General features: G+C 71.4%; 20 protein-coding genes and 1 pseudogene. 12 read left to right on the top strand and 9 right to left on the bottom strand.

Going from position 1 to position 20,638, the window contains the following annotated elements:
- Positions 1-7 precede the first annotated feature (7 nt).
- A complete protein-coding gene (locus DEJ09_RS09960; RefSeq protein WP_111088396.1) occupies positions 8-2,122 on the bottom strand; it encodes an efflux RND transporter permease subunit in 2,115 nt (704 codons plus the stop codon).
- A gap of 77 nt (positions 2,123-2,199) precedes the next feature.
- Here DEJ09_RS09960 and DEJ09_RS09955 point away from each other — a divergent pair, with 77 nt between their 5' ends.
- The 3 genes and pseudogenes from DEJ09_RS09955 (at position 2,200) to DEJ09_RS18120 (ending at position 3,727) form a co-directional block, all read left to right on the top strand.
- Positions 2,200-2,607, top strand: a complete 408-nt coding sequence (locus DEJ09_RS09955; RefSeq protein ID WP_111088394.1) for a MarR family winged helix-turn-helix transcriptional regulator — start codon at positions 2,200-2,202, stop codon at positions 2,605-2,607.
- A gap of 75 nt (positions 2,608-2,682) precedes the next feature.
- A pseudogene (locus tag DEJ09_RS18515) lies at positions 2,683-3,417 on the top strand (LCP family protein); the annotation flags it as partial.
- 163 nt (positions 3,418-3,580) lie between these two features.
- Entirely contained in the window at positions 3,581-3,727 is a 147-nt protein-coding gene (locus DEJ09_RS18120) for a hypothetical protein (protein WP_181433325.1), read from the top strand.
- Positions 3,728-3,801: 74 nt separating this feature from the next.
- On the opposite strand, the gene DEJ09_RS18480 is transcribed toward DEJ09_RS18120, so the two are convergent.
- The 6 genes from DEJ09_RS18480 to DEJ09_RS09920 form a co-directional block, all read right to left on the bottom strand.
- Positions 3,802-4,494 (bottom strand): transglycosylase family protein, encoded by a 693-nt coding sequence (locus tag DEJ09_RS18480; RefSeq protein WP_111088392.1) that lies wholly within the window; start codon positions 4,492-4,494, stop codon positions 3,802-3,804.
- Between the two features lie 302 nt (positions 4,495-4,796).
- Entirely contained in the window at positions 4,797-5,948 is a 1,152-nt protein-coding gene (rlmC, locus tag DEJ09_RS09940) for a 23S rRNA (uracil(747)-C(5))-methyltransferase RlmC (RefSeq protein WP_111088390.1), read from the bottom strand.
- A gap of 7 nt (positions 5,949-5,955) precedes the next feature.
- A complete protein-coding gene (locus tag DEJ09_RS09935; protein ID WP_375537957.1) occupies positions 5,956-6,822 on the bottom strand; it encodes an SMP-30/gluconolactonase/LRE family protein in 867 nt (288 codons plus the stop codon).
- Between the two features lie 40 nt (positions 6,823-6,862).
- Positions 6,863-7,483, bottom strand: a complete 621-nt coding sequence (locus DEJ09_RS09930; RefSeq protein ID WP_071404822.1) for a DedA family protein — start codon at positions 7,481-7,483, stop codon at positions 6,863-6,865.
- Positions 7,484-7,550: 67 nt separating this feature from the next.
- Positions 7,551-8,210 carry a FadR/GntR family transcriptional regulator gene (locus DEJ09_RS09925; protein ID WP_111088388.1) on the bottom strand — a complete coding sequence of 220 codons (660 nt, stop codon included), beginning with the start codon at positions 8,208-8,210 and terminating at the stop codon, positions 7,551-7,553.
- On the bottom strand, positions 8,207-8,929 hold the full coding sequence (locus DEJ09_RS09920) for an SDR family oxidoreductase (protein ID WP_181433324.1): 723 nt from the start codon (positions 8,927-8,929) through the stop codon (positions 8,207-8,209). Before DEJ09_RS09920 ends, DEJ09_RS09925 begins: the two co-directional genes overlap by 4 nt.
- Positions 8,930-8,974: 45 nt before the next feature.
- Here DEJ09_RS09920 and DEJ09_RS09915 point away from each other — a divergent pair, with 45 nt between their 5' ends.
- From DEJ09_RS09915 to DEJ09_RS09880, 8 genes are all read left to right on the top strand, one after another.
- Positions 8,975-9,727: an SDR family NAD(P)-dependent oxidoreductase gene (locus tag DEJ09_RS09915; protein WP_111088384.1), complete on the top strand. Its 753-nt coding sequence runs from the start codon at positions 8,975-8,977 to the stop codon at positions 9,725-9,727.
- Between the two features lie 101 nt (positions 9,728-9,828).
- Positions 9,829-12,741, top strand: coding sequence for a Na+/H+ antiporter subunit A (locus DEJ09_RS09910; RefSeq protein WP_111088382.1), 2,913 nt, complete (start codon positions 9,829-9,831; stop codon positions 12,739-12,741).
- Positions 12,738-13,148, top strand: coding sequence for a Na(+)/H(+) antiporter subunit C (locus DEJ09_RS09905; RefSeq protein WP_110865552.1), 411 nt, complete (start codon positions 12,738-12,740; stop codon positions 13,146-13,148). The genes DEJ09_RS09910 and DEJ09_RS09905 overlap by 4 nt, the downstream gene beginning before the upstream one ends.
- Complete coding sequence (locus DEJ09_RS09900) at positions 13,145-14,836, top strand: Na+/H+ antiporter subunit D (protein ID WP_111088380.1); 1,692 nt, start codon at positions 13,145-13,147, stop codon at positions 14,834-14,836. Before DEJ09_RS09905 ends, DEJ09_RS09900 begins: the two co-directional genes overlap by 4 nt.
- A complete protein-coding gene (locus DEJ09_RS09895; RefSeq protein ID WP_071404815.1) occupies positions 14,833-15,414 on the top strand; it encodes a Na+/H+ antiporter subunit E in 582 nt (193 codons plus the stop codon). The genes DEJ09_RS09900 and DEJ09_RS09895 overlap by 4 nt, the downstream gene beginning before the upstream one ends.
- Entirely contained in the window at positions 15,411-15,749 is a 339-nt protein-coding gene (locus tag DEJ09_RS09890) for a hypothetical protein (RefSeq protein ID WP_051597118.1), read from the top strand. The genes DEJ09_RS09895 and DEJ09_RS09890 overlap by 4 nt, the downstream gene beginning before the upstream one ends.
- A gap of 5 nt (positions 15,750-15,754) precedes the next feature.
- Positions 15,755-16,102: a monovalent cation/H(+) antiporter subunit G gene (gene mnhG, locus DEJ09_RS09885; protein WP_258373860.1), complete on the top strand. Its 348-nt coding sequence runs from the start codon at positions 15,755-15,757 to the stop codon at positions 16,100-16,102.
- A 68-nt stretch (positions 16,103-16,170) separates the two neighbouring features.
- Entirely contained in the window at positions 16,171-17,397 is a 1,227-nt protein-coding gene (locus DEJ09_RS09880) for an ATP-binding protein (RefSeq protein WP_071404814.1), read from the top strand.
- Between the two features lie 71 nt (positions 17,398-17,468).
- On the opposite strand, the gene DEJ09_RS09875 is transcribed toward DEJ09_RS09880, so the two are convergent.
- Complete coding sequence (locus tag DEJ09_RS09875) at positions 17,469-18,710, bottom strand: MFS transporter (RefSeq protein WP_111088376.1); 1,242 nt, start codon at positions 18,708-18,710, stop codon at positions 17,469-17,471.
- A gap of 336 nt (positions 18,711-19,046) precedes the next feature.
- Positions 19,047-20,090, bottom strand: a complete 1,044-nt coding sequence (gene mgrA / locus DEJ09_RS09870; protein WP_111088374.1) for an L-glyceraldehyde 3-phosphate reductase — start codon at positions 20,088-20,090, stop codon at positions 19,047-19,049.
- Positions 20,091-20,180: 90 nt separating this feature from the next.
- On the opposite strand from mgrA, the gene DEJ09_RS09865 reads away from it, so the two are divergent.
- Positions 20,181-20,636 (top strand): iron chaperone, encoded by a 456-nt coding sequence (locus DEJ09_RS09865; RefSeq protein WP_220034925.1) that lies wholly within the window; start codon positions 20,181-20,183, stop codon positions 20,634-20,636.
- The last annotated feature ends 2 nt before the right edge of the window (positions 20,637-20,638 follow it).

Genomic DNA, 20,638 nt, shown 5'->3' with positions numbered 1-20,638 from the left:
CAGCGTGTCACATGTCAGGGTTCGTGCGCGAGAGGCGCGACGGCCACCAGGCGCGGTGCCCGAGGTCGTAGGCCAGCGCCGGCACGAGCAGCGAACGAACCACGATCGTGTCGAGCAGGACGCCGAACGCGACGACGAACGCGATCTGCACGAGGAACAGGATCGGGATCACGCCGAGGGCGGCGAACGTGGCGGCGAGCACGACGCCCGCCGACGTGATCACTCCGCCGGTCACGCCGAGTCCACGCAGGACGCCCTCGCGTGGACCGTGCCGCAGCGCCTCCTCACGCACTCGTGTCATGAGGAAGATGTTGTAGTCGACGCCGAGTGCCACCAGGAACACGAACGAGTACAGCGGCACGCTCGGGTCCGCGCCCGGGAAGTGGAACACGTGGTCGAAGACGAGCGCTCCGACACCGAGGGCCGCCGCGAAGGACACGATCACGCTGCCGATCAGCACGAGCGGCGCGACGATGCTGCGGAGCAGGAGCATCAGGATCAGCAGGATCACGACGAGCACCACGGGGATGATCAGGGTGCGGTCACGGATGCCGGTGTCGTTCGTGTCGACCGCCGTCGCGGTGACGCCACCGACGATCGCTCCCGGGTCGACCCGTTCGACGGCGGTGCGGAGGTCGCGGACGGTCTGCTCGGCGGCGTCCGAGTCGGCGGCATCGGACAGCGTCGCCTCGAGCAGGACGTCACCGCGGGAGACGGTCGGCGTGCTGCTGCCGGCGGCGGACCCGGTCACCGGGACGGTCCCGGCGGGGCTGTCCTTCGCTGCGGCGACGACACCGTCGACCCCGTCCACCGCGGTGATCGCGTCGACGAGCTGGTCGAGGTCGCGCTCCGCGCCGATGACCTGCGCGGGGCTGCCCGAGCCGCCCGGGAAGTGGTCGGCCAGCACGTCCTGACCGTCACGGGCCTGCGACGACCCGATGATCAGGTCGCTCTGCGGCACCCCGTCCGCCTTGAGTCCGAACAGGCCGGCACCCATCGCGAGCAGGCCGACCGTGCAGACGATCCACACCACCCGCGACCGCCGGGCGACGAGCCGGCCGACGCGCGCCCAGATGCCGCGGGCGTCCGGACCGGTGAGCACGGGGTGGGCACTGCCGAACGCGGGACGCAGCGGCCAGAACGCCGCGCGGCGGAACGCGAGCAGCAGCGCGGGCAGCAGCGTCAGGGCGGCGAGCAGGCTGAACGCGATGCCGATGGCCGCGACGGGGCCGAGCGCCTTGTTCGAGTTGAGGTCGGAGAGCAGCAGGCAGAGCACTCCGACGATCACCGTGCCACCCGAGGCCAGGATCGGCTCGAGGCTCCCCCGCAGGGCGGCCTTCGTCGCGTCCCAGCCGGTGCGGTGGTCGCGCAGCGCCTCCCGGAAGCGCGAGGTGTACAGGAGCGCGTAGTCCGTCGCCGCGCCGATCACCAGGATCGACAGGATGCCCTGGACCTGCCCGTTGACCGTCACGATGTCGGCCTTGGCGAGCCACCAGACCACGAGGATCGAGGCGCACAGGGCGAACGTGGCGGTCCCGAGCACGAGGACGGGCAGCAGGGGTGATCGGTAGACGATGATCAGGATCACGAACACCGCGGCGAGCGCCACCCCGAGCAGCAGCCCGTCGATGCCGGCGAAGGCCTCGGTCAGGTCCGCGGTGAACCCGGCGGGGCCGGTGACGTAGCCGCTCACACCGGACGGCAGTGCGTCGTCGACGTCGGCCCGGATGGCCTCGACCGCATCTCCGGTCTCGGCGTCCTGCGTGAGCGTGGCGACGATCTCGACCGCGTCGCCGTCCTCGCTCGGGATCACGGGGCTGACGGCATCGACGTCGGCGCGGTCGGGCAGCTTCGTGGCGAGTGTCTTCGCGTCGGCGAGGTCGGCCGACGTCAGTCCGCCGTCGCGCTCGAGGACGATGATCGCGGGCGCTCCGGACTCGTCGCGGAACTCGGAGGACCGCTCCTGCACCTTCGTGGCGTCGGCCGAGGCGGGCAGGAACGAGGTCTGGTCGTTGGTGGAGACCTCGGAGATCTTGCCGAAGAAGGGACCGCCGACCGAGGCGATGCCGAGCCAGACCACGATGACGAGCGCGGGGAGGACGATGCGGAGGAAGCGGGACACGTCGGTGAGCGTACACCGATCGTCAGCATGCTGATCACTTGACGGTCGAGCGCTCCTGACGACCATAGAATCACGGCATGCAGGACACGAGCGAGCAGTGGCCCCTCGGGCGCCTGCTGTCCGCGGCTGCACGGTCCGTCGAGCGGGACTGGGACGAACGGCTCCGCGCCATCGGGCTCTCGCACGCCGCGGTCGTCGCGATCGACATCCTCATCCGGACCGGTCCGACCGGCGCGGACACCATCGCCCGCACGGCCCGGGTGCAGCCGCAGACGATGTCCCGCACGCTCGAGCGGATGGAGCGGGACGGCCTGGTCGAGCGCACCCCGCATCCCGCCGATCGCCGGCGCCGCGTGGTGAGCGTGACGTCCGCTGGCCGGTCCGCCTGGGAGACCGCGCGGCACATCGAGCGCGAGGTCCTGCCGGAGGACTCGGCGCTCCGGACGGCACTGGGCGAACTGCTCGCCAAACCGCAGTCCGAGTGACACACTGTTCATGAAATACCACATGCGATAAGATCCTGTGGTCGGTGCGTGCCGACCTGACCACAGGAGCCCCGCATGTCCGAACGCCGAGCCGCCCGGGCGGCCGCAACCCACACCCGCCGCGCACCCCGTCCCAGCACCCGGCGACGGCGACCGTTCCTGGTCGCCCTGATCGCGACGCTCGGCTCGCTCGTCGGTGTCGCCCTGGTCCTCGCCGTCGTGGCGAGTGTGTTCGTCGGCGGACTCGCGCGCAGCTTCGACGCCGGTCGCGACACCATTGCCGACCCGTTCCCGAACGGCGCTCGGCCGAGTGCCTCCGGCGGTGAGAACATCCTGCTCATCGGGTCCGACGCCCGAGCGCAGGGCGGACCCGAAGGTGCGCGGCCCGAGCTCGGCGGGCGCTCCGACACCCTGATGCTCGTGCACGTCCCCGCCGACCGGCAGCACGTCTACCTCATGTCGATCATGCGGGACTCGTGGGTCGAGGTGCCCGGACACGGCCGTGCGAAGATCAACGCCGCCTACTCCTGGGGCGGAGTACCCCTGACCGTGCAGACCGTCGAGCAGCTCCTGGACGTCCGGGTCGACCACGTCGCCGAGATCGACTTCGCCGGGTTCGCGGACATGACCGATGCCCTCGGCGGGGTCACGGTCGACTCCCCCCGGGCGTTCTCGGCACGGGGCCACGACTTCACGGCGGGGGCGAACCGGCTCGACGGCGCCGCCGCGCTCGCCTTCGTCCGGGAGCGCTACGCCTTCGCCGACGCCGACCACACGCGGGTCCGCAACCAGCAGGCGTTCATGCGCGGCGTCGTGGACGGACTGCTGTCCCGCGGCACCGTCACCAACCCGGGGCGCATCCAGGAACTTCGTCGCCGCGACGAGCGACCACCTGGCGGTCGACGCGGGGCTGTCGTCCTCACGGCTCGTCGAGCTGGGCTGGTCGCTCCGGGCCGCACGGGCCGACGACCTGGTGACCTTCACCGTCCCGACGGCAGGCTCCGGCACCTCGCCGGACGGGCAGTCGGTCGTCACGTTGAACGGACTCGAGGTCGCCTCGCTGTCCCAGGCGCTCCGGTCCGACGACGTCGCCGGCTGGCTCAGCGACAACCCGCAGTAGCCCGGCACCGCACGCACGACGACGCCCCACGACTCGAGGTCGTGGGGCGTCGTCGTGTTCGGTCTGCGGAGAGATCAGGCGGGGAGCTGGAGCTCCTGGCCGGCGTAGATCAGGTTCGCGTCGTCGATGGTCGACGTGTTCGCGGCCCAGAGCTGCTTCCAGCCGCCGTCGATCCCGAGCTTCGTCGCGATCGTGTCGAGCGTGTCACCCGGGGCGATCGTGTACGTCTTGCCGCTCGTCTTGACCGGGGCCGGCTTGCTCGGCGTCGTCGCTGCCGGGGCGGGCGTCGACTCGGTCGTGCTCGGCGCGGCCGGCTGCGGGGCGGCCTGCTCGGCGGGAGCCGGTGCCGGTGCAGCGGGCTGCGGGGCGGCCTGCTGTGCGGGCGCGGGAGCCGGAGCTGCCGCGGCGGGGGCTGCACCGCTGGTGCCGCTCAGCCCGAGCTGGGCGGAGCAGGCGGGCCATGCACCCCAGCCCTGCGAGGCGAGGACACGCTCGGCGACGGCGATCTGGGCCTCGCGGCTGGCGGAGGCGGGGTTGCCCGCGCCACCGTTCGCCTGCCAGGTACCGAGGTTGAACTGCAGGCCGCCGTAGTAGCCGTTGCCGGTGTTGATGGCCCAGTTGCCGCCGGACTCGCACTGCGCGAGCTGGTCCCAGGTCGAACCGGACGCTGCGTTCGCGGGGGCTGCCGCGAGGCCGACACCGGTCGCGGCGATGCCGGCGAACGCCAGGCCACCGACGATGGTGCGGGTACGGGAAAGCTTCTTCATGTGATTGCTCCACCGGGGTCACGAGCCGCATCTGTTGCGGGATCCACTGCCCACCCCGACCGATCGCGGTCAGTTGTGGGGGTGCGCCACCGGGGGCAGTGGTCATCGGGCCGGCGGCACCTCGGTCGGCAACCATAGGAAACTCTTGACCGTTATCAAACCGAGACAAACGGTTCTACCCGTGCATGCTATGTACCCCGCCCCAGAACCTGAACGGCTCGATGCCCATGGCCATGGTGATCGAGGCGTACCCGGGTACGTGTCCTTGGCAATTCCCTGGCAATGCCGATCGACGGTCGGGATCAGGCCCGCGTGAGCAGGGTCACGGCCTCGAGGTGCCCGGTCTGCGGGAACATGTCGAGCACCCTGGCCCGGCGCAGACGGAACGACGGCATGCGTGCCAGGTCCTTCGCCAGGGTCACCGGGTTGCAGCTCGAGTAGACGACGTGCTGGACGTCCGACTCCTCGAGCCAGGTCGACAACCGCTCCCCGATCCCGCGACGCGGAGGGTTCACGACGACGAGCTCGGGCACCGCGTCCGGACGAGCCCGGAGGGCGTGCTCGGTCGCGTCGTCGGCGGCGAACCGGAGGCCTTCGAGGCCGGCCTCACGAGCGGACTGCTTCGCGGAGCGGATCGCCTCGGCGCTCGTCTCGATGCCGGTCACCACGCGGCCGGGACGGGCAGCGTGCAGCGCGAACCCGCCGACGCCGCAGTACAGGTCCCACATCGACGCCGGGTCGAGCTCGTCGATCCAGGCCGTCGCCTGCGCGTACAGCTCCGTCGCGACGCCGGTGTTCGTCTGGAAGAAGCTCTGCGGCCGCAGGTGCATCGTGATCCCGCCGAGCCGCATCGGCAGGGTCTCCTGCTCGGTCAGCACGACCTCGCGGTCGCCCTCGGTGACGGCCTTGTGCTCGGGCAGCAGGTTGGCGGTCACCACGACCGCGTTCGGCAGTACGGCACGCAGGGCGTCGAGGTGCTGGCGGAGCCGCGGGAGCTGCCCCTCGGAACGCAGCACGAACCGGATCATCAACTCGCCGTCGGGCGACTCGGTGACCAGGACGTACTTGAGCTCACCCCGGCGCGCGGCGACGTCGTACGGGATCAGCCCGGCGGTCGAGACGAACTCGGCCAACACGGGCAACGCGTGCCGGATGCCGGGCGTGCAGATCCCGCAGTGCCGCAGGTCCACCCCGCGCTGCCGGTGGTCGAGGATGCCGACGGTGGGGTGCTGGACGGTCCCGCCCACGACCATCTTCGCCTTGTTCCGGTACCCCGACTCCGGGCTCGTGATCGCGGGCGACCAGGAGACCGCTCCGGGGCCTCCGGCGGCCTCGACCGCGGCGTGCAGGAGCTCGCGCGTGCGGAGTTCCTTGTCGAGGACCTGGTCGGCGTAGGGCTGGCCCATGAGCGTGCACGACCGGCACACCCCGCGGTCGAAGTAGTCGCACTGCATGGCCGAGTCAGGATACGGCAGCGTCCCGCGTCGTCGTGGCGATCCGGTACACCGACGTCGTCGCGGTCAGGAACAGCGTCGTACCGTCGTCGCCGCCGAAGCACAGGTTCGACGTGACCTCCGGCACGGCGACCGCACCGATCCGGGCACCCGTCGGGTCGAACACGACGACGCCGCGGTGCGAGGACGACCAGACGTTGCCGTGGACGTCGACCCGGATGCCGTCCGGCGCACCCTCTCCGGGCTCGAGCCGCGCGAACACCCGGCCGTTCTTCAGCAGGTCGCCTCGGCGGTCGTAGGCGCGGATGACCGGCTCGTCGCCCGACGAGCTCGCGACGTACAGCACCCGCTCGTCCGGGTCGAAGGCCAGGCCGTTCGGCTCGTCCAGGTCGGTCGCCACTGGTCGCAGGTCCTCGCCCGCCGGGCCGCACCGGAACACCCAGTGGTCGCCGTACTCACGCACGCCCGGGTGTCCCTCGCGCGGCTGGGTGATGCCGTAGGCGGGGTCGGTGAACCAGACGCCGCCGTCCCGCGCGACCACGACGTCGTTCGGGGAGTTGAACCGACCGCCGTCCCACACGTCGACGATCGGCGTGACGACGCCGTCGCGGTCCCGCTCGACCCGACGCAGCCCGTGCGAGCACTGCACGACGCTGCCGTCCCGGTCGAGCGTGCGGCCGTTGGTGAACTCGACACCGTCCGCGTACACCGAGGTCTCCCCCGAGTCCGCGTGCCACTGCAGGATCCGTTCACCCGGGATGTCGGACCACCGCAGCGTGCGCGTCGACGGGATCCAGCAGGGCCCCTCGGCCCAGGTGCTGCCGGTGGCGATGCGCTCGAGCGCGTCGGGGTCCGGTACGAGGTCGTCGAGCAGCACGGGTTCTCCTTCGAACGGGGTGCTCAGCCTACGTTCGTCAGGCCGCGGCCGCAGCCTCGCTCCGGCGTCGCACGGCCTTCTCGATCGCGGAGATCGCGAGGCCGAGCAGGATCGACGCCACGACCGCGAGGGTCGTGACGAGGAAGGGCTGCTCGCGGCTCCAGCGCCCGGTGGCCGAGGCGATGCCGACGCAGTACGCGGCCCACACGACGTCGGCGAGCACACAGCTGAGCAGGAACCGCCGGAGGTCGAGCCCGCTGTCCGCTCCGACCAGGTTCGTCGTCAACCGGCCCATCGGGATGAAGCGTCCGAGCACCGCGATGCGCCCGGGAGCGGCACGGTAGCGGCCGTCGATGGCGTCCCGGGCCGCGCGGACCTTCGGACGCGCGAACCACGACCTCGAGCCGAGGTCGACCGACCGCGCCAGGTGGTAGAGCCCGAGGTCGCCGAGGACCATCCCGATCGACGCCGCGACGACGAGGAAGAGGACCGGCAGGAGACCGCCGTCACCGCCCACCAGGAGCGTGCCGATCGCGACGACGAGTGCCTGGCTGGGCAGGAAGACCGCGACGCTGCCCACGGCGAGCACGAGGCCGACCACGAAGAACGCCCACGGGGTGCCGACGAGCTGGACGACCAGGTCCTGTGCTGCGTCCACGACTCACCCTCCACGGGCGCCGGAGGGGCGCGCCGGGGTCCATCCTCGCAGGTCCGGCGCGCCCCGCTCACGTGCGGTCGACGATCGCCCGCATGGTCGAGGCCGCGTCGTCCGGGCGGCCGTCGAGGACGGCGTCGGCGAGTGCCAGGTGGAGGCCGACGTCGTGGAGGTCCGGGCGGATGCCCCCGCGCTCGCGCAGTACCTGGCCGACGACCTGGTGCAGGCGTCGGTACAGGGCGTTGCCGGACAGGTCGAGCACGAGCGCGTGGAACCGCACGTCCGCGGCCACGAAGTCGGGGCGGTCGTCGCGGGTCGCGGCGGCGGCGAGTTCGTCCGCGGTGATGCGGAGGGCCTCCCGTCGGTCCGCGCACGCGTCGAGCGCCGCTCGCCGGGCTGCTGCGGCAGCGGCGGCGGGTTCGACCGCCGCGCGCAGCTCGCGGAGTTCGACCGCCACGCGGTCACCGTCGGGGCCCCGCAGGCGCCACCGCACCACACGCGGGTCCAGGACGTCCCATTCCCGCACGCCGAGGACGGTCACGCCGACCCGGCGCCGCGCGCTGAGCAGGCCGAGCGCGACGAGGACGCGGACGGCCTCGCGGACGATGCTGCGACTGGCGCCCGTCCAGGTCACCAGGTCGTCGACGCTCCGGCGGCTGCCCACGGCGACCGCACCGGAGACGACGGCGGCACCGACCTGGTCGAGGACCCGTTCGAAGGTGCTCGTCACCGCTGCGAGACCGGCGACAGCACGAGCTCGTCGATGCGCACGTGTGCCGGCGACCCGAGCACGAAGGCGACCGTCCGCCCGATGTCCTCCGGTTGGAGCATGCGCTGCCGGGCGGCCGCGTCGGGGACCTCGGGCCGTTGGTCGAGGAAGTCCGTCGCGACGTCACCCGGGCACAGGTGGGTGGCACGCACGCCGTGCTCGGCCTCCTGCTGGTTGAGCGTCCGGACGACCGACGCGAGCGCGGACTTGCTCGCCGAGTACGCGACACCCGCCCCCGGCTGGAAGGACCACCCGGCGTACGACGACACGACGACGACCACGCCGCCGGCCGCGCGGAGTGCCGGCAGCGCGGCGTCCACCAGCGAGACGACGGCGGTGAGGTTCGTGTCCACGATCGCGCGGAAGTCGGTCAGCGACTGGTCGTCCCACCGGCGCCTCGGGGCGTTCAGCCCGGCCGCCAGCACGAGCCCGTCGAGCCGCCCGTGCCGCTCGAGCACGGTGTCCCGCGCGGCTGCGACGGCGTCGGGGTCGTTCGCGTCGAGGGGCAGGACGTCCGCGGTTCCCCCGGCGCCGCGGACGGTGCGTGCGACCTGCTCGAGCCGGTCGGCACGGCGCCCGCTGAGGACCACCGTCCAACCGTCCCGCGCCGCTGCCTCGGCGCTCGCGGCCCCCATGCCGCTGCCCCCACCCGTGACCCAGAGCACACGCTGATCCGTCATGCTCGAATAGTATGCCTATTCAAGGCACCGACGACGGGAGCAACGATGCACCTCGACCTGACCGACCGCGTGGTGGTCGTGACCGGCGCAGCGCGCGGGATCGGCCGCACGCTCGCCGACCGCTTCGTCAGCGAGGGGAGCCGCGTCGTCGCGCTCGACCTGGCCTTCGAGCCGGACTTCCCGCTCGACCACGTCGTGTGCAACGTCGCCGACCCGCAGTCGGTTCGCGACGCCGTGGACGAGGTCGTCCGGCGGCACGGCACGATCGACGTGCTGGTGAACAACGCCGGCATCAACGTCACGGGCACGGTCGCCGAACTGGAGTGGGACGCCTGGCGCCGCTGCATGGACGTCAACCTCGGCGGCACGTTCCTGATGAGCCAGGCCGTGGCTCCGGTGATGCAGGCGGCCGGGCGCGGGCGGATCATCAACGCCGCATCGTTCGCGGCGATCGTGCCCAGTGTCGGGAGCGCTGCCTACGCGGCGTCGAAGGCAGCCGTCGTCTCGTTCACCCGGGTCCTGGCGTCGGAGCTCGGCCCGTGGGGGATCACCGTGAACGCCTACGCACCGGGCATGGTGCCGACGGCGATGAACGGCTTCGCGACGATGCCGGCCGAGGCGCAGGACCGCCTGCTCGACACGCTGTCGCTCCGCCGGTGGGAGACCGCGGACGACGTCGCCGACCTGCTCGTCTTCGTGGCGAGCGACGCTTCCGGGTACATCACCGGCACCCTGCTCGACGTCTCCGGCGGCAAGCTCGCGACCCAGATCCCCGCTCGCGCGCACGGCCGGACCTGAGCGGACTACTGTCCGGCCGCACAGGTTCTCCACATGGCCCTCTCCGTAGGCTGTGAAAGCCCAGTGAGCCGGACTGCAGCCCGACCCCGAGGAGGTGCCCGATGGTCCTCGTCCTCGTCGCGTTCGCGATCGTCGCCCTGATCGTCCCCGCCCTGACCCCCGTCCTCGGCCGCCGCGCGTTCTACGTGGCGGCCCTCGCCCCCGCCGCGGCGGCGGTGCTGACGATCGCCCAAACCGACGCCGCCCTGCACGGCAGCGTCGTCGAACGGCACCAGTGGGTCCCCCAGCTCGACCTCGACGTCACGCTGCGGATGGACGCCCTGTCGTGGGTGCTCGCCCTCGTGGTGTCGATCGTCGGCGCGTTGGTGCTGGTCTACTGCGCCTCGTACTTCGAGCGGGACGAACCCGGGCTCGGTCGGTTCGCCGGGGTCCTGACCGCCTTCGCCGGCTCGATGTACGGGCTCGTGATCGCCGACGACGTCATCGTGCTGTTCGTCCTGTGGGAGGCCACGACGGTCTTCTCCTACCTGCTCATCGGGCACGACGCCGCGAAGCGTGCCAGTCGTGCCGCCGCCATGCAGGCGCTCGTGGTCACCACCGCGGGTGGTCTGGCGATGCTCGCGGGCCTCGTGATGCTCTCGGTCTCGGCGGGCACGACCTCGCTGTCCGCGATCGTCGCCGATCCCCCGAGCGGCACGGTCGTCTCGGTGTCGGTGGTCCTCGTGCTGCTCGGGGCGCTCACGAAGTCGGCGATCGTGCCCTTCCACTTCTGGCTCCCCGCCGCGATGGCCGCACCCACACCGGTCAGCGCGTACCTGCACGCCGCGGCGATGGTGAAGGCCGGCATCTACCTGGTGGCCCGGCTCGCCCCCGCGTTCGCGCTGCTCGACGGCTGGCGCGAGACGATCACGCTGCTCGGCGTCGCCGGGATGCTCGTCGGCGGGTACCGCGCCCTGCGGCAGACCGACCTCAAGCTCCTGCTCGCCTACGGCACCGTGGCCCAGCTCGGGTTCCTCGTGCTCGCCGCCGGCTGGGGTGCCCCCGCGGTCGCCCTCGGTGGGGTCGCGCTCCTCGTGGCCCACGCCGCCTTCAAGTCGACGCTCTTCCTGGTCGTCGGCGCGATCGACCACGTCACCGGCACGCGTGACCTCGGTCGGCTCAGCGGGCTCGGCCGGAAGGCACCGTGGCTGGCCGTCGTGGCCGCCCTCGCGCTCGTGTCGATGGCCGGCATCCCGCCGACGATCGGCTTCGTCGCCAAGGAAGCCGTGCTGACCGGCTTCACCGAGTCCCTGCACGGCCCCGACGCCGGCTGGGCCTGGTTCGCCCTCGTCGGTGTGACGCTCGGCTCGGTGCTCACCGTGGCGTACTCGCTCCGCTTCTTCTGGGGAGCGTTCGCCCGCAAGCCCGACGTCGCCCAGACGGAACCGCACGCCCTGCACGGCCTGGGTATGGTGCCGTCGATCCTGGCACTGACCGGCGTGGCCCTCGGCCTGCTGACCCCGGTCGTCGCGCACGGCATCGAGCCCGCGGCGACGGTGGCATCGATCCCCGGCGAGGAAGTCCCGCACCTCGCGCTCTGGCACGGCCTCGAACCCGCACTCGGCCTGTCTGCGATCACCCTGGTCGGCGGCCTCGCACTGTTCGCCCTGCGCCGTCCGGTCGAAGCGCTTCAGCACCGGCTCGCGGGGTTCCCGAGCGCCGCGGGCACGTACCGGCACGGCATGCGACTGCTCGACCGCGGAGCGACCGGACTCACCGCGAGCCTGCAGCGCGGCTCGCTCCCCTACTACCTGACGGTGATCCTGTCGGTCTTCGTCGCCGGGGCGCTCGCCAACCTGGTGCTCGGCGGGCCGTGGGAGTTCCACGTCCGGTTCGCCGACTCGTGGGGCCAGATCCCGGTGATGATCGTGATGTCGATCGCGGGCATCGCGGTGCTCACGGCGAAGACCCGGTTCGCCGCCGCGGTGCTGGTCGGCGTCACCGGCTACGGCCTCTCGGTGCTGTTCGTCCTGCACGGCGCCGTCGACCTCGCCCTGACGCAGCTCGTGGTCGAGACGGTCACCCTGATCGCCTTCGTCCTGGTGCTCCGACGGCTGCCCCCGCGCATCGCCACGACCAACCCGTCGCGGTTCCGGGTCGTGCGGGCGCTCTTCGCCGGGCTGGCGGGGCTGACGCTGGCGATCGTCGTGGTCGTTGCGGCCTCGGCCCGCACGGCCCGCCCCCTCTGGCCCGACCTGCCCGCACTGACGAGCTCGTTCGGGCACGGTCTGAACGTCGTGAACGTCGCCCTCGTCGACCTGCGCGGCTGGGACACCCTCGGTGAGCTCACGGTCGTGGTCGCCGCGGCCACCGGCGTCGCGAGCCTGATCTTCGTGAACTCGCGCGAGGACACCCTGCCCCGGCTGCGCGACCTGCCCGAGACCCTGACCGCGAACGGCGAGCGCACCGACGGCGAGCCCCGCGCCTGGCTGCCGACGAGCGCCGCGATCCCGACCGGCCGTTCGGCACTGCTCGACGTGGTCGTCCGCCTGCTGTTCCACGGCCTGATCGTGCTGTCGGTGTACCTGCTGTTCGCCGGGCACAACTCGGCCGGTGGTGGGTTCGCCGGTGGCCTGGTCGCCGGCATCGCACTCGCGGCCCGCTACCTGGCCGGCGGCCCGGCCGAACTCGGTGCAGCGGCCCCGGTGCGTGCCGGTCGACTGCTCGGGCTCGGTGTCGCGACGGCAGCGATCACCGCGATCGTGCCGCTGTTCTTCGGCCGTGAAGCCCTGTACTCCGAGTTCTTCGAGGCCACCGTCCCGATCCTCGGGCACGTCGAGTTCGTCACCGCCACGTTCTTCGACATCGGCGTCTACCTGGTCGTCGTCGGCCTGGTGCTCGACGTCCTCCGCAGCCTCGGTGCCGAGGTCGACCGGCAGCGCCTCGAGGACGCCTCGACCCCGACCCGCGACACCACCGAGGGGTCCGTCAGCGACGCCCTCGATGCCCCCACCCCGGAAGGGAGCGCCACGTGACCGTCACCCTCGTCCTCGTGATCGCCATGGCGGTGTTGTTCTCGTGCGGCGTCTACCTGCTGCTCGAACGCTCCCTGACCCGGATGCTCCTCGGCTTCCTGCTGCTCGGCAACTCGCTCAACCTGCTGCTGCTGGTGATGTCCGGCGCCGCGGGCGATCCGCCGATCGGCAAGAGCGCCGAGGGCATCACCGACCCGCTCCCCCAGGCGTTCGCCCTGACCGCGATCGTGATCACCTTCGCCGTCAGTGCGTTCCTGCTGGCCCTGATCCACCGGTCGTGGCAGCTGTCCCGCGCCGACGAGGTCGAGGTCGACGAAGCCGACGCCGCGATCGGCCGCGACCGCGACGAGGCGGCCGACGAGGACCCGGAGACCACCACCGACGCAGAACAGGAGGCGACCCGATGACCTGGCTCGTCCCGCTCCTCGTCCTCGTCCCGCTGCTCGGTGCCGCGGTCGCGCTCGGACTCCTCCGGCACCAGAAGCTCCAGCGTGCGATCACCGTCGTGGTGCTCGTCGTGGCCCTGGCCGTCGCCGCCACGCTCATGGTCCTGGTCGACCGGCACGGCACGATCGTGGTGCAGGTCGGCGGGTGGGACGCCCCCTACGGCATCTCGCTCGTCGTCGACCGGCTCAGCGCACTGCTGCTCACCGTCAGTGCGAGCGTCCTGTTGCTCGTCCTGCTGTTCTCGATCGGGCAGGGGCTGGCCGCCGACGACGAGGACGCCCCGGTCACGATCTTCTACCCGACGTACCTGGTGCTCGCCGCCGGTGTGCTCGACTCGTTCATCGCGGGCGACCTGTTCAACCTGTACGTCGCGTTCGAGATGCTGCTGGTGGCGAGCTACGTGCTCATCACGCTGGGCGGCAGCGAACAGCGCGTCCGGGCCGGCACGACGTACATCGTCACGAGCCTGATCGCGTCGGCGATCTTCCTCGCCGCCATCGGGCTGGTCTACGGCGCCACCGGCACGGTGAACATCGCCCAGATCAGCGAGCGCGTCGCCGACCTGCCGGAGCACGTCCAGCTGCTCCTGCACACGATGCTGCTGATCGGGTTCGGCATCAAGGCGGCCGTGTTCCCACTGGCGTTCTGGCTGCCGGACTCGTACCCGACGGCCCCGGCGCCGGTCACCGCGGTCTTCGCGGGCCTGCTGACGAAGGTCGGCATCTACGCGATCATCCGGCTCGAGACGGTGATCTTCCCGCGACCACAGCTCAACGAGGTGCTGCTCGTCGTCGCCGCACTGACGATGGTGGTCGGGGTGCTCGGCGCGGTGTCGCAGACCGACGTGAAACGGCTGCTGTCCTTCACGCTGATCAGCCACATCGGTTTCATGGTGATGGGCGTCGGACTCGGCACCGTCGCGGGGACGGCGGCAGCGGTGTTCTACACGGTGCACCACATCGTCGTGCAGACCACGCTGTTCCTGGTGTCCGGTCTGATGGAACGCGTCGGCGGGACGACCTCGACCCGGTCGCTCGGCGGACTGCTGAAGGCCGCTCCGCTGCTGGCCGCCCTGTACCTGATCCCCGCGTTCAACCTGGGTGGGATCCCGCCGTTCTCCGGCTTCATCGGCAAGCTCGGCCTGTTCCGCGCCGCCGCCGAGGACGGTTCCCCGATGGCGTACGTCACCATCGGCGCCGGCGTCGTCACCTCGCTGCTCACCCTGTACGCGCTCATGCGGGTCTGGGACGCCGCCTTCTGGCGGCCGAAGCCGGCGGCCGAGGCCGCCGCCCCGCACGCGACGAGTGCCGAACCGCACGCCCACCTGCGGTCGCCGGAACCGGCGCCGCTCACCGTCTCCGAGGAGACGGGCGAGGCGTACCACCCGGGAGGCTCGGTGACGGTCACCGACGCACCGCACGCGGCCACCGCCTCCAGTCCGACCACCGGCGTGACCGAGGCGGTCGGCGAGGCTCCAGAGAAGGTGCGCCTGCCGCGCATGCTCGTCGGCGTGACGACCGTCGCGGTGCTCGGGTCCGTCGCCCTGACGGTCGTCGCCGGCCCGCTCTACGGCTACGCGACCCGCGCAGCGGAGTCGCTGGAGTCGCCCGACCGCTACGTGCAGGCCGTGCTCGGAGGTGAGCGATGACCGACGTCCGCCGCATCTCGAACGCCCGCCGGATCGCGCTGGCGTGGCGCTACGACGTGCCCCTGGTCGCGGGGCTCACCGTGCTCTGGGCGCTGCTCTGGGGGTCGTGGACCCCGCTGACGCTGCTGTGCGGCATCGTCGTGGCGCTCATCGTCACCCAGGCGCTGCCGCTCCCGCCGGTCCCCCTGTCCGCACGGTTCTCGATCGTGCACGTGCTGCGGTTCCTGGTGGTGTGGTCCGGTCTCGTCGTCGTGGCGTCCTTCCGGGTCGCCTGGGTCGCGTTCCGTCCCCGCGGTGTGCGGCGGAGCTCGATCACGCTCGTGCAGCTGCACTCGACCTCCGAGATGACCTTCACCCTGGCCACCCTCGCGATCTCGCTCGTGCCCGGCTCGTACGTCGCCGACGTGGACCTGCGGCGCCGTCGCCTGCTGCTCCACGTGCTCGACACCGAGCGCCTCGAGCAGGTCGAGGACGAACGCCGCGTCGCACTCCGGATCGAGGCCATGGTCATCCGCGCACTGGGATCCAAGCAGGACGTCTCCGAGCTGTCCGAGCCCCTGCCGGAGGTGACCCGATGAGCCCCGCCGTCGTCGTGATGGGCATCGCCGTCGCGCTCGTGCTCGCGCTCCTCGGGGCGACGTTCGCCCTCGCGGTGTTCCGCATCGTGCGCGGCCCGACGATCCTCGACCGCATGATCGGCTCCGACATGGTGCTGACCACCGTGCTCGTGGTGATCGCCGCCGCGATGGTCATCCGCCAGGACCTGACCGGCATCCCCGTGCTCGTGGTGATCTCGGCGACGAGCGTCTTCGCCACGGTCGCCGTTGCCCGGGCCGTCACGCCCTCGGCTGACCCGTCCGACGAGGGACTGACCGTCACCACCCCCGAGCGCGCCGAGGAGGACCAGTCGTGATCGAGATGATCGAGTCGTTCGTCGACGACGCCGGCATCCGTGCCTGGATCGCCATCGGGCTGCTGCTCGTCGGGTCGCTGCTGTCGCTCGGCGCCGGGGTCGGCATCGTCCGGTTCCCGGACCCGCTCGTCCGCCTGCACGCGATGGCGAAGCCGCAGGTGCTCGGGCTCGCGCTCGCCCTGGCCGCCATCGTCGTGGCGGTGTGGACGTGGACGGCGTTCTGGGTCGTGCTGCCGATCATGGTGTTCCAGCTGTTCCTGGTGCCGGTGTCGACGCACATGATCGCGCGCGCCGGCCTGCGTGCCGACGACTACCGGCACGAGGACCTGCTCGTCGACGACACGGAGTCCTGATCCTTTACGAGCGTTATCCCATTTTATGTGCGATGACTAAAGCGGGATAAACTCGATAAGCTCCCGCCGTGGACAGCGTCAGGAATCCCTACACGCCCAATGCAGGCGCCACTCCGGAGATCGTGGCCGGCCGCGTCGAGCACACGCGGGCCTTCGAGGTACTCCTGCAACGCCTCTCCCGAGGACGCACCGACCAGTCGCTCATCATGACCGGTCTCCGCGGCGTCGGCAAGACGGTGCTCCTCAACGAGTTCGCCGACCTTGCTCGGACCGCGAAGTGGGAGGTCGTGGAGCTGGAAGCGAGCAAACACGACGACGGCCAGTTCCGGCAGACGATCGCCTCACTGCTCCGATCAGCCCTGCTCCAGATCTCTCCACGGAAACGGTGGACGGACCGCGCACGTCGAGCAGCCGAAGTCCTCACCGCGTTCGGGATGTCCGTCGCCCCGGACGGCACCTGGTCCATGACCTGGGACGTCGAGCCAGCTGAAGGGCTCGCTGACCACGGCGATCTCGCCTTGGACCTGACCGACGTCCTAGTCGCGCTGGGCGAAGCCGCACAGGAGCACGGACGCGGTGTCGCGATCCTCGTCGACGAGGTGCAGTTCCTGCGGTCCGCGCAACTCGAAGCGCTGATCCAAGCCCTGCACAAGACCGTGCAGCGGAAACTCCCGATCACCTTCGTCGGGGCTGGACTCCCCCAGATCGCAGAACTCGCCGGGGATGCGAAGTCCTACGCAGAGCGGCTCTTCCGGTTCCCCGAGATCGATTCGCTCGGCGAAGACGACGCACGAGAGGCGCTCATCCGCCCCGCGGAGCTCGAGGACGCGTCCTACGATCCCGACGCGGTCGATCTCGCACTGGAGATCACCAAGGGCTACCCCTACTTCATCCAGGAGCTCGGGTACCAGGCCTGGGAGATCGCGGCCGGGCCGGTCATCACCCTCGACGACATCGATGCAGCCCGCGAGGGCTACCTCACGAAGCTCGATAGGTCGTTCTTCCGTGTGCGACTCGATCGGGCCACGGGGCTGCAGACCGCGTACCTCCGCGCGATGGCCGAACTCGGACCGGACGCCCACAAGGCTTCTGACGTCGCAAGGGTGCTGCACCGAGAATCCACCCAACTCGGGCCGACGCGCGCAGAACTCATCGACATGGGCCTGCTGTACACACCGGAACACGGGTTCGCCGCCTTCACTGTGCCGGACTTCGACCAGTTCATGCTGCGGGCGGTCCCGGAGCTCGTCATCCCGGAAGTGCGGCGGCGCCCCCGCCGCGGGGCCGGTGCTTGACCCTTGACGGACCGGAGGCCCGTGGCGGCGTCGCCACGGGCATCCGGTTCGTCAGGTGGTCACGTTCGCGGTCAGGCGGTCGCGACCCGGCGCGGGAGCAGCAGGTTGAGGACCGCGGCGACCACGACGATCGCGGCGGAGACCGCCGGCAGCAGCATCGCTGCGGCGGTGCCGTGGTGCTCGGCGACGTCCCCGGTGATGGCGGAGGCGATCGACTGCCCGACGATCACGGCCGACCCGAGGATCGTCATCGTGGTGGCGGACCGGCCGACCGGTGACCGGTCGGAGCCGAGGCTGTACTGGGCGACCAGGGTCGGCCCGATCCCGATGCCCATGATCGCGAGGACGACGCCCGCGGCGACGACGGAGTCGGCGCTGGCGAACGCGATCGCACCGGCGAGGAGCACGACGCCGAACACGAGCCAGCGCCAACCGAGGCCGAACGACCGCGGGAACGCTGCCGACCCGAGCGCCAACCCGGCGGAACCGATGCCCATCAGGCCGTAGAGCAGGCCGGCCTGCGAGGCCTCGCCGTGGGTCTCCATGAACGCCGTCAGCGAGGTGAGCGTCGAGCCGAAGAACAGGCCGATGCCGAGGATGCCGACGACCACGACGACGAGCCGCGGACGCAGGAGCTGCCGCGCGGGTGCCTGCGTCGACTCCGCGTGCTGGCCGACCACGAGCTTGCCGGTCGGGTGCAGCGCGAACGCCGTCACGAACACGAACGTCAGGACCGAGGCGCCGGCGACGGCCACCCACGGGGCGATCGCGCTGGCGAGGATGCCGACCAGGAACGGGCCGATGATGAACACGGTCTCGTCGGCGGCGGACTCGTAGGCCATCGTGCCGCTGAGGGTCTTCTCGCGCCGCGCCGGGGCCATGCGCTGCCGGATGATCGCGACGAGCCGGGTGCGGGACATCGGGGCGACCTGCGGGGCCGAGGCACCGATGCAGAATGCGACCGCGAGGACGGCGAGGTCGGGCGCGGTGCCGCTGACGACGAACGGGAAGAACCCGAGCAGCGCCGCGTTCACCAGGCCGACGGGGACGAGCACCGCCCGCTGGCCGTAGCGGTCGGCCGCGGCGCCGACCATCGGGCCGAAGATCGCGGAGCCGATGCCGACGGCGGCGGAGTTGATGCCGCCGAGGGCGACGGAGTCACGGGCGGCGACGACGAGGGTCAGGACGCCGACCACCATCATCGCGAACGGGAGCCGGGCGATGAACGCCACGGGGAAGTACCAGCGGCCGGCGAGGGAGACGAGTGAGCGGTCCGGAGCGGGCGGAGCGTCGGTTGAGCGGGTCTGGAGCATCGGGGTTGTGCCTTCTCGGCCCGCCCGGTTCGGTGGCGGCGGACCCATCGGGTGCCGCCGTTGTCCGCCGGGATGCCGGCGGCCGGTAGATACACACTGCGTGTTGTCGAACGCTGTCGATGGTACCAACCGGCCGCCGCGCACCGGAGGAGTTCGCTCCGGGCGCCGTCCCGGCGGTCAGCCGTGGTGCGGTCGCAGACCGTCGCCTGCGGCGCCGCCAGCCGACGGTTCGTGACCGGTCGGCGGGCGACCCGCGACGTGTCGTGACCGGCCAGCGGGACCCGCCGAGCGACGAGATGCGACCAGCCGAGCGACTACTGCGGCGTGGTGCTCGGGTCAGGAGACCTCGCCTGCGCGGGCTCCCGCCCACAGGTCGACATCGGTGATGCCGACCGAGTGCTCGTCGATGACGCGGAGCTCCTCGTCGGTGAACGACGTGTTCGACAGCGCGGCGACGTTGTCCTCGAGCTGCGACACCCGCGAGGCACCGATGACGAGTGAGGTCACCCGCTCGTCGCGGAGCGCCCACGCGAGGGCGAGCTGCGCGAGGGACTGTCCGCGCGCGGCCGCGACGTCGTTCAGGGCGCGGAGGTGCTCGACGACCTCGGGCGTGATGCTCGACGCGTCGAGGGACTTGCCCGCTGCCGCGCGGGAGTCCTCGGGCACCCCGTTCAGGTACTTGCCGGTCAGCAGCCCCTGCGCCAGCGCGGTGAAGCCGATGACGCCGAAGCCGAGCTCGCCGGCGGCGTCGAGCAGCCCCTCGGTCTCGATCCAGCGGTTGAGCATCGAGTACGAGGGCTGGTGGATCAGGAGCGGGGTGCCGAGGTCGCGGAGGATCTCGACTGCCTGCCGGCTGCGCTCGGCGTCGTACGAAGAGATCCCGACGTACAGCGCCTTGCCCTGCTGGACCGCGGTGTGCAGGGCGCCCATCGTCTCCTCGAGCGGGGTCGAGGCGTCGAGACGGTGCGAGTAGAAGACGTCGACGTAGTCCAGGCCCGTGCGCTGCAGCGACTGGTCGAGCGAGGCGAGCACGTACTTGCGCGAGCCACCGCCCTGCCCGTACGGCCCCGGCCACATGTCCCAGCCTGCCTTCGTCGAGATGACCATCTCGTCGCGGTAGGGCCGGAAGTCCTCGCGCATCAGGCGGCCGAAGTTCACCTCGGCGGCACCGTACGGCGGGCCGTAGTTGTTCGCGAGGTCGTGGTGGGTGATCCCGAGGTCGAACGCCCGGCGGCTGATGGCACGCTGGTTCTCGAAGGGCATGTCGTCCCCGAAGTTGTGCCAGTACCCCAGGGAGAGCAGCGGCAGGTCGAGGCCCGAGCGGCCGGTCCGGCGGTACGTCATCGAGTCGTAGCGGTCGTCACTGGCGATGTAGGTCATGGGACGAGCCTGGCACTCGTTCGAGCCCTGGCCTCGCATGCTTCGCTTCCCGGACCCATGATGGGTGCACAAGACCACGAGGAGACGACGATGGCACGGACGACGAAGACCGAGACCACCTTCACCGACGAGGAGCGCGCGGCGATGCAGGAGCACGCCGCGGAGGTCAAGCGCGCCCGCGGCACGAGGGGCACCAAGGCCGAGAAGGCGGCGGCCGACGCCGCTGCGGTCGAGGCGAAGATCGCCGAGATGCCCCAGCCGGACCGGGGGCTGGCGGAGCGCATCCACCGCATCGCGCTCGAGGTCGCGCCCGAGCTCGCGCCGAAGCTCTGGTACGGCATGCCCGCCTACGCCCGGGACGGCAAGGCGGTGTTCTTCTTCCAGGACGCCGCCAAGTTCAAGGCCCGCTACGCGACGCTCGGGTTCCAGGACTCGGCCGCGCTCGACGACGGCACGTTCTGGCCGACGTCGTGGGCGATCAGCCCCGAGTTCTCCGAGGCCGACGAGGCACGGGTGGCCGACCTGATCCGTCGCGCGGTCGGCTGACG

It is taken from the genome of Curtobacterium sp. MCLR17_055 (genome assembly GCF_003234305.1).
GTDB lineage: Bacteria > Actinomycetota > Actinomycetes > Actinomycetales > Microbacteriaceae > Curtobacterium > Curtobacterium flaccumfaciens.
Note: the sequence above shows the minus strand (reverse complement) of the source record. Positions and strands in the feature narration are given on the sequence as shown.

Bases quoted from the DNA above. Each gene is read 5' to 3' on its own strand.
- DEJ09_RS09915 (WP_111088384.1), top strand. From the start codon at position 8,975: ATGCACCTCGACCTGACCGACCGCGTGGTGGTCGTGACCGGCGCAGCG.
- DEJ09_RS09920 (WP_181433324.1), bottom strand. From the start codon at position 8,929: ATGACGGATCAGCGTGTGCTCTGGGTCACGGGTGGGGGCAGCGGCATG.
- rlmC (WP_111088390.1), bottom strand. From the start codon at position 5,948: ATGCAGTGCGACTACTTCGACCGCGGGGTGTGCCGGTCGTGCACGCTC.
- DEJ09_RS09875 (WP_111088376.1), bottom strand. From the start codon at position 18,710: ATGCTCCAGACCCGCTCAACCGACGCTCCGCCCGCTCCGGACCGCTCA.
- DEJ09_RS09890 (WP_051597118.1), top strand. From the start codon at position 15,411: ATGAGCCCCGCCGTCGTCGTGATGGGCATCGCCGTCGCGCTCGTGCTC.
- DEJ09_RS18480 (WP_111088392.1), bottom strand. From the start codon at position 4,494: ATGAAGAAGCTTTCCCGTACCCGCACCATCGTCGGTGGCCTGGCGTTC.
- DEJ09_RS09895 (WP_071404815.1), top strand. From the start codon at position 14,833: ATGACCGACGTCCGCCGCATCTCGAACGCCCGCCGGATCGCGCTGGCG.
- DEJ09_RS09955 (WP_111088394.1), top strand. From the start codon at position 2,200: ATGCAGGACACGAGCGAGCAGTGGCCCCTCGGGCGCCTGCTGTCCGCG.
- DEJ09_RS09910 (WP_111088382.1), top strand. From the start codon at position 9,829: ATGGTCCTCGTCCTCGTCGCGTTCGCGATCGTCGCCCTGATCGTCCCC.
- mgrA (WP_111088374.1), bottom strand. From the start codon at position 20,090: ATGACCTACATCGCCAGTGACGACCGCTACGACTCGATGACGTACCGC.
- DEJ09_RS09865 (WP_220034925.1), top strand. From the start codon at position 20,181: ATGGCACGGACGACGAAGACCGAGACCACCTTCACCGACGAGGAGCGC.
- mnhG (WP_258373860.1), top strand. From the start codon at position 15,755: ATGATCGAGTCGTTCGTCGACGACGCCGGCATCCGTGCCTGGATCGCC.
- DEJ09_RS09900 (WP_111088380.1), top strand. From the start codon at position 13,145: ATGACCTGGCTCGTCCCGCTCCTCGTCCTCGTCCCGCTGCTCGGTGCC.